The sequence below is a fragment of the Sphingomonas sp. genome (assembly GCF_051962185.1).
Classification (GTDB): domain Bacteria; phylum Pseudomonadota; class Alphaproteobacteria; order Sphingomonadales; family Sphingomonadaceae; genus Sphingomonas.
On record NZ_JBQCCN010000278.1, the window covers coordinates 1 to 4896 of the forward strand.

Annotated in this window: 5 protein-coding genes and 1 pseudogene; 5 read left to right on the forward strand and 1 reads right to left on the reverse strand. The window is 67.4% G+C overall.

Annotation, left to right across the window (positions count from 1 at the left end):
- From ACTHJR_RS17560 to ACTHJR_RS17575, 4 genes and pseudogenes are all read left to right on the forward strand, one after another.
- A pseudogene (locus tag ACTHJR_RS17560) lies at positions 1-249 on the forward strand (50S ribosomal protein L1); the annotation flags it as partial.
- A gap of 390 nt (positions 250-639) precedes the next feature.
- Positions 640-1080 (forward strand): hypothetical protein, encoded by a 441-nt coding sequence (locus ACTHJR_RS17565; protein ID WP_440524611.1) that lies wholly within the window; start codon positions 640-642, stop codon positions 1078-1080.
- Positions 1081-1206: 126 nt separating this feature from the next.
- The gene (locus tag ACTHJR_RS17570) at positions 1207-1773 is read left to right on the forward strand and encodes a DUF4337 domain-containing protein (RefSeq protein ID WP_440524613.1); all 567 of its coding nucleotides are present in this window, start codon (positions 1207-1209) and stop codon (positions 1771-1773) included.
- Positions 1774-1898: 125 nt separating this feature from the next.
- Entirely contained in the window at positions 1899-2990 is a 1092-nt protein-coding gene (locus tag ACTHJR_RS17575) for an FUSC family protein (RefSeq protein WP_440524615.1), read from the forward strand.
- On the opposite strand, the gene ACTHJR_RS17580 is transcribed toward ACTHJR_RS17575, so the two are convergent.
- Entirely contained in the window at positions 2929-3786 is an 858-nt protein-coding gene (locus ACTHJR_RS17580) for an oxidoreductase (RefSeq protein WP_440524617.1), read from the reverse strand. The genes ACTHJR_RS17575 and ACTHJR_RS17580 overlap by 62 nt on opposite strands.
- A gap of 189 nt (positions 3787-3975) precedes the next feature.
- On the opposite strand from ACTHJR_RS17580, the gene ACTHJR_RS17585 reads away from it, so the two are divergent.
- Positions 3976-4896 (forward strand): DEAD/DEAH box helicase (locus tag ACTHJR_RS17585; protein WP_440524619.1); only part of this gene is annotated, 921 nt, incomplete at its 3' end.

Below are 4896 nucleotides of genomic sequence, written 5' to 3' on the forward strand. Positions count from 1 at the left end.
GCTGCCGTCAAGGCGGCCAAGGGCGGCCAGGTCGAGTATCGCGTCGAGAAGGCGGGCATCATCCACTCGGGCATCGGCAAGGCGTCGTTCCCTGCCGAGGATCTGCGCGCGAATTTCGACGCGCTGGTCGACGCGGTGGTCAAGGCCAAGCCGTCGGGCGCCAAGGGCAAGTATGTCCGCAAGCTCGCGGTCAGCTCGACCATGGGCCCAGGCATCAAGATCGACACGGCCGACGTCGCTGGAGCCTGAGCGGCGATAGCCGCGATCGACGGGACGGAATTCACTTCCGCTCCGGCCAGGCAAATAGAAAGGGGCCGGGAGAGCGATCTCCCGGCCCCTTGTCATTTGTCGCCGAAGCCGAAGCCAAACCGATGTCGAACCGAGCGCGTTCTTACCAAACCAACAAGTTTAGGTAGTGACGATCTCGCGATCCCGCATCTCTATCGTCAGCGTGCAGCCGGTGCCGCACGTCCTCGAAATGGATAGCGCGCGCGACCTTCTCTCACGGGAACTACGCGACAACCTAGCTCGACGCCGATGCGCAACAAACTGGATTGATAGTTGGCGTCTTGTTCCTGCGCCACCGGCACATCGCCTTCACTTTACGAGATCGACAGATTTCACTGCTACCTAGCCCAAATGCGGGACTTCATCACCTTCGCCGCGCCGGCGCTGATGCTCGGGCTGCTCTATTGCGTGTATCGTGCCGTGACCTTGTTCGCTGCCTGGCGGCCGGCGGCCGCCGTGGTGTGGGCGACCGATTATACCGATGCCGAGCGCCGCGACGATTTCTGGGGATTCGGCAAGCTGCGCGGCTGGCGGCTGACCGATGGCGACAATCAGCGGCTGATCGAAGAGACGGTCCATTATCAGGACGAGCATGGCGATCGCCACGTCGCCGAAGTCAAACGCTATGTCCGCGCCGGTTGGCGCCCGGCGGGCGCGCATACGATCTGGTACGACACCGCCAATCCCGACAATGCCACCGCGTTCGGGCCGGGCTATTGGCTGCTGACCGCGTTCGCGATGGCCGCCGTGCTGGTGACGCTGATCGACGCCGCGATCCGCGTTCGCGGTTAGCGGGCCTGCTCCCCCCTCCCGCTTGCGGGAGAGGTCGGGGGAGGGCATGTCCTCATCCGGGACGAACAAGCCCTCCCCTAACCCCTCCCGCAAGCGGGAGGGGAAATAAGCGATTGGAGACGACGCGTGGAAGTCGAAGTCAGCGCCGAGGCGAAGGACAAGAGGCTCAACCGCGCCGTCGCGCTGACGGTGGTCGTGCTGTCGATCTTCACCGGCCTGTGCAACATCAAGGACGGCAACCTCGTCCAGACGATGCAGCAGGCCAAGGCGGACTCGGTCGACAGCTGGAACGAATATCAGGCGACGCGGACCAAGCTGCATATTTCGGAGACCGCGCGCAGCGAGATCGCGGTGCTGTCGACCGCGCCGGCGGCGAAAGCGGCCTCGGCGGCTGCCTTGGCGCAACTTGACACCGACATCGCCAAATATCGTGCCGAAACGCCCAAGCTGAAAACCCAGGCTCAGGCGCAGGCCGACAATTACGACGCGCTCAACGTCCATGACGACCAGTTCGACGCCAGCGAAGCCGCGATCTCGACGGCGATCGCGATGGCGGCGGTCGCGGCGCTGGCGGAAAGCCCGATGCTGCTGTTCGGATCGTGGTTCTTCGGCGCGTTCGGCATCTTCATGGGCATTTGCGGCTTCGCCAAGTTCGGCTTCCACCCGGATGTGCTCAGCAATTTTCTCGGCTGAACCGCTGCGGAGCGCGGCGCGCGATCCGCGTTCCTGAGTACACCTCATCGTCTCCTTGCCTCATCATGGATGCCGGCGCTAGCCGCGCGACCATGGGCCCTGCTTTCTCTCGATCCGTCCTCGGCATGCGCGCCGTGTTCGGCGGAGCGTTGGAATGGGACGGCGCGGATGCGCTCGATCCCTCGGCGATGGCGGTCACGGCGCTTGGCATGGGCGTGCCGATCCTGATCGGCGTGCTGGCGGCACATCCCCGGATCGGGCTTGCCGCCTCGCTCGGCGCGATGTGGGTCGGCAACGCCCCGCGCGGCGGCAGCCTGGCGGAGCATTGGCGAACCGTTAGAGACATCGTGCTCGCGGCGATCGGGGCGGCAATTGCCGCCGCGCTGATCGCGCGCCACGGCTGGTGGAGCGACGCCGGGCTCGTGCTGATCGCCGGCATAGGGGCCTTGCTCGGCGGGTTCAGCCGACCGGCCGCGGCCGCCAGTCAGCGGTTCGTCGTGTTCGTCACGATTGGGCTCGGCATCGCGACGCAGGCACCCGATCGCCTGTTGCTCACCATCCTAATCGCCGAAGGCGCGATCTGGGCGGCTTTATGCGCGCTGGCAGTCGGCGCCGCAGCGCGGCGCTGGAGGATCGGCCAGACCGCCGCGGCCGAACCGCGATCGGGCGCGAGTTTCGCGCAGTTATATTGCCGCTGGCGAAGGCTGTTGGCCACCGTCACGGGCTGGATTTATTCACTGCGGCTGATGGTCTGCCTCGGCTGCGCCGTGGTCCTGCGCGAGGCGATGCCGCAGCACCATTACAGCTGGATCGCGGTCGCCGTCGCCCTGCTGACCCAGCGGCAAGGCGATGGGCTGGTGGTGAAAGTCCTGCAACGCGCGGTGGGAGTCGCGACGGGTGTGATGGCGACCGAGGCGATCGCCTCGCGGCCGCTGCCGGGCTGGGCGCTGGTCATCGTGATCGCGACGCTGGCCGCGGCGAGCCCGTGGCTGAGAAAGCGCAGCTATGTCGCCTATACCGCCGCCACCACGCCGCTGATCCTCCTCCTGACCAGCGGTGGTGGGACGATCGCCCAGGGATTGCTGATCGACCGGCTGGTCGCGACCTGGATCGCAGCCGGCCTTGTGATCGTCGCCTTCCTCGCCGCGCGGCGGCTCACGCCTCGGCCATCTCCGGATAGTCCGCGCTTAGACTCAGGTCGCGGTCGTCCTCGATGATCGCCAGCCGTTCCTTCAACTTGGCGACCGCAGTTTCGTAGCCGAATTTGCCCAGCACCAGATGGCGCGGCACGTCGGCGCGCGACACGGCCTCGACCATCGCCTCGCCCGCCCGGACGGGATCGCCGGGCTGCTCGCCGCTATAGCCGCTGGTTGCCGCCATGCGCTTGGCCGCGGTGTCGGCATAATCGTCGATCCTGCTCGGCGTCTGACGCAGCGAGCGCCCTGCCCAGTCGGTGCGGAACGGCCCGGGCTCGACGCACATAGCGGCGATCCCGAGCGGGGCGACTTCCGCCCGCAGCGAGTCGGTGAAGCCCTCCACCGCATGCTTGGTCGCCGAATAATAGCCGGAGGCGGGAAAGCCGACCAACCCGCCGATCGAGCTGATGTTGACGATATTCCCGCTTTTCTGCGCCCGCATCACCGGCAGCACCGCCCGAGTCATCGCGAACAGGCCGAACACGTTCGCCTCGAACAGGTCGCGGATTTCATTGTCCTCGCCCTCCTCGATCGCGGCCTGATAGCCATAGCCGGCATTGTTCACGAGCACGTCGATGCGGCCGAACCTGTCTTTGGTCGCCGCGACGGCCGCCGCGATCTGTTTGCCGTCGGTCACGTCGAGGTCGAAGGCCAGCGCGCGGTCGGGCGCGATTTCGACGATATCGGCGACGCGATCGGCGCCGCGCGCCGTCACCACGGCGCGCCAGCCGCGATCGAGCACCAGCCTGGCCAGTTCGCGGCCGAAGCCGGTCGAACAGCCGGTGATGAACCAGACGGGATCGGCGGGGAGCGTCATCGGGACACCTCTTGTTTGGGGATGGTCGAATGCCGAAATGGGGTCAGCGGCACGGCGCGGCAACCGGCGCTCGCCCTTCCTTTTGCCAAATCGGCCGAAAGCGCGTAGGGGCGGGACCAATCCACATCGTCACCGCGTTTTCCGCCGGCGCCCGTGCGCCAGGCCGGCGCCGCTTTTTATCGAGACAGAATGCCTTTTTCGCACCTCCCTCCCCTGCTCGCCGAAGCGCTGACCGCGCGCGGCTATGAAGCACTGACCCCCGTCCAGGCGGAGGTCAGCAAGCCCGAGTCCGCCGGCCGCGACCTGCTCGTGTCCGCTCAGACCGGCTCGGGCAAGACCGTCGCCTTCGGCCTCGCCATGGCCGACGAGCTGCTGCACAAGGGCCAGACCCAGCAGCCCGGCGCCCCGCTGGCGCTGGTGATCGCACCGACCCGCGAGCTCGCGCTCCAGGTCGCCAAGGAATTGTCCTGGCTCTATGCCAAGACCGGCGCGCGCATCGCGACCTGCGTCGGCGGCATGGATCCGTCGCGCGAGCGCCGCGTGCTGGCGCAGGGCGCGCATATCGTAGTCGGCACGCCGGGCCGGTTGCGGGACCATGGCGAGCGCGGGGCGCTCGACCTGTCCGAGTTGCGCGTCGCGGTGCTCGACGAGGCCGACGAGATGCTCGACATGGGGTTCCGCGAGGACCTCGAGACCCTGCTCAACGCGACCCCGACCGAGCGTCGCACCCTGTTGTTCTCGGCGACCATGCCGCGCCAGATCGTCCAGCTCGCGCGCACCTATCAGCGCGATGCGCTGCGCATCTCGACCGTCGGCGAGGACCGCGGCCATGGCGACATCACCTATCAGGCGGTCGCCGTCGCCCCGGCCGATATCGAGCATGCCGTCATCAACCTGCTGCGCTTCCACGAAGCGGAGACGGCGATGCTGTTCTGCGCGACGCGCGACAACGTCCGCCACTTGCACGCCAGCCTGTCGGAGCGCGGCTTCGCGGCGGTGGCGCTGTCGGGCGAGCATAGCCAGAACGAGCGCAACCAGGCGCTTCAGGCGCTGCGCGACCGTCGCGCGCGGGTCTGCGTCGCGACCGACGTCGCGGCGCGCGGCATCGAC